The organism is Okeania sp. SIO2F4 (assembly GCF_010672385.1).
In the GTDB taxonomy this organism is placed as follows: Bacteria; Cyanobacteriota; Cyanobacteriia; order Cyanobacteriales; family Microcoleaceae; genus Trichodesmium.
Genome location: NZ_JAAHGT010001391.1, coordinates 1 through 1514, shown reverse-complemented (window position 1 = coordinate 1514; position 1514 = coordinate 1). Strand labels below are relative to the sequence as shown.

Here is a 1514-nt window from a genome sequence, read left to right as displayed (position 1 = left end):
CTTCATTCAGTAATGTTCGTAATCTACCTGTGGAAATATTGAGTAAAAATGCAGCTTGTGTTGTAGTTGCTTCTTGTATAGTCATAACTATAACGTCTGGGTTTTTAGATTTTAGAATATTAACTCTGGTAGTATCAGTATTATAAACAGAACTTACGCATTTTTAACTTGTGACATACTCCCACACTAAGCTAGCGCTATAGTGCGGACTTCTCGTTTCGTAGCCCTGCCATTGCATCGGGCAAGCGCGTGCTTTAAGGACGGAATGCCCTACCGCCCTATTTTTTATATTTATCGCCGCATTCAAGTCGCGGTCTATTACTATGCCACAGTGCGGGCAAGAATGGGTTCGTATGTTTAATTCTTTCTTGACTTTTTCACCACAATTTGAGCAATCTTGGCTGGTATTTTTGGGGTTCACTCCTATAGTTTTCACTCCAACATTTCCGGCTTTGACATTTAAGATAGACAGGAATTGACCCCCAAATCGCATCGTTAATTGATTTACTCAAACGAGTCTTTGCTAGCCCTTTAATGTTTAAGTTTTCATGGGCGATAACTTCTGCTTTTGATAACAATTCATTGGCTGTTTTAAAGTGGAAATATTTACGTTTATCTGCAACCTTTTTATGTTGTTTAGCTACAGCTTTTACAGCTTTTAACCATCTTTTACTACCTTTCTTTTTACTAGATAAACGTTTTTGCAAAGTCTTTAATCGCTGTTGAGATTTTCGATAGTATTGAGGGATGGGGACAGATTCTCCAACACTAGTTACTAAGAATTCCTTCAACCCCATATCGATTCCCAGAGTATTTTTTAATGTAGGTTCTACTTCAGTTGTTAAAGCTGGAACTGATTTGTCTTCTAGGGATAAAGTCACATAATAACCATCAGCTTTACGACTAATAGTCACTGTTTAAGAGTGAAAATCATCAGGTAATGGTCGATGTTTAATTAACTTTACCTTGCCTATTTTGGGCAAGTTGATCTTGTTTTCTTCCATGCAGTCTTGCTTGATTTGAGGATAAGTAAAACTGCGATAACGTCCAATTCCATTAAACCTTGGTTTTCCTAATTTATGTCCATTTTTATCTGTTTTAAACCATCTATCAAAGGCAAGTTTTACTCGTTTTATGCAATCCTGTAAAACCTGAGAATGAATCAGTTTGTAGTCAGGAAATTTGTCTTTGGTATTGACCAAATCTCGTTTTTGAGAGTAATAATCTGGATTATCTCTTAGTTGAGGAATTGGCATCCACCTTGCGGGCAGGCGTTAACTGGACAACAGTTTTCTGACCACCATGAGAACCGCTCGCCTAACCGATAGTTGTACTGCCAACGCAACAATTCTAACCACATTTCTATTATGGCTATTTGTTCTTTGTTGGGCCTTAATTTATATTGGTAGGCACTCCGCATGGTGAAAAATTTCTGGGGTGATAGCAATAGAATAATACAAGTTTTTCAATCAGGGCGAAAGCTTCTGCTGGGATAGCATACAAATTGAATGGGA

General features: G+C 37.6%; 4 protein-coding genes. All 4 read right to left on the bottom strand.

The window, feature by feature from the left end:
* Positions 1-163 precede the first annotated feature (163 nt).
* The 4 genes from F6K22_RS42910 to F6K22_RS42895 are packed head-to-tail and all read right to left on the bottom strand — an operon-like array spanning position 164 to position 1420.
* Positions 164-493 carry a zinc ribbon domain-containing protein gene (locus F6K22_RS42910; RefSeq protein WP_363275528.1) on the bottom strand — a complete coding sequence of 110 codons (330 nt, stop codon included), beginning with the start codon at positions 491-493 and terminating at the stop codon, positions 164-166.
* Positions 378-914: an RNA-guided endonuclease InsQ/TnpB family protein gene (locus F6K22_RS42905; RefSeq protein WP_363275526.1), complete on the bottom strand. Its 537-nt coding sequence runs from the start codon at positions 912-914 to the stop codon at positions 378-380. Before F6K22_RS42905 ends, F6K22_RS42910 begins: the two co-directional genes overlap by 116 nt.
* Before the next feature lie 3 nt (positions 915-917).
* Positions 918-1256 carry a hypothetical protein gene (locus F6K22_RS42900; RefSeq protein ID WP_363275524.1) on the bottom strand — a complete coding sequence of 113 codons (339 nt, stop codon included), beginning with the start codon at positions 1254-1256 and terminating at the stop codon, positions 918-920.
* Entirely contained in the window at positions 1238-1420 is a 183-nt protein-coding gene (locus F6K22_RS42895; RefSeq protein ID WP_363275521.1) for a helix-turn-helix domain-containing protein, read from the bottom strand. Before F6K22_RS42895 ends, F6K22_RS42900 begins: the two co-directional genes overlap by 19 nt.
* Positions 1421-1514: the final 94 nt, after the last annotated feature.

Bases quoted from the DNA above. Each gene is read 5' to 3' on its own strand.
- F6K22_RS42900 (WP_363275524.1), bottom strand. From the start codon at position 1,256: ATGCCAATTCCTCAACTAAGAGATAATCCAGATTATTACTCTCAAAAA.
- F6K22_RS42895 (WP_363275521.1), bottom strand. From the start codon at position 1,420: ATGCGGAGTGCCTACCAATATAAATTAAGGCCCAACAAAGAACAAATA.
- F6K22_RS42910 (WP_363275528.1), bottom strand. From the start codon at position 493: ATGCGATTTGGGGGTCAATTCCTGTCTATCTTAAATGTCAAAGCCGGA.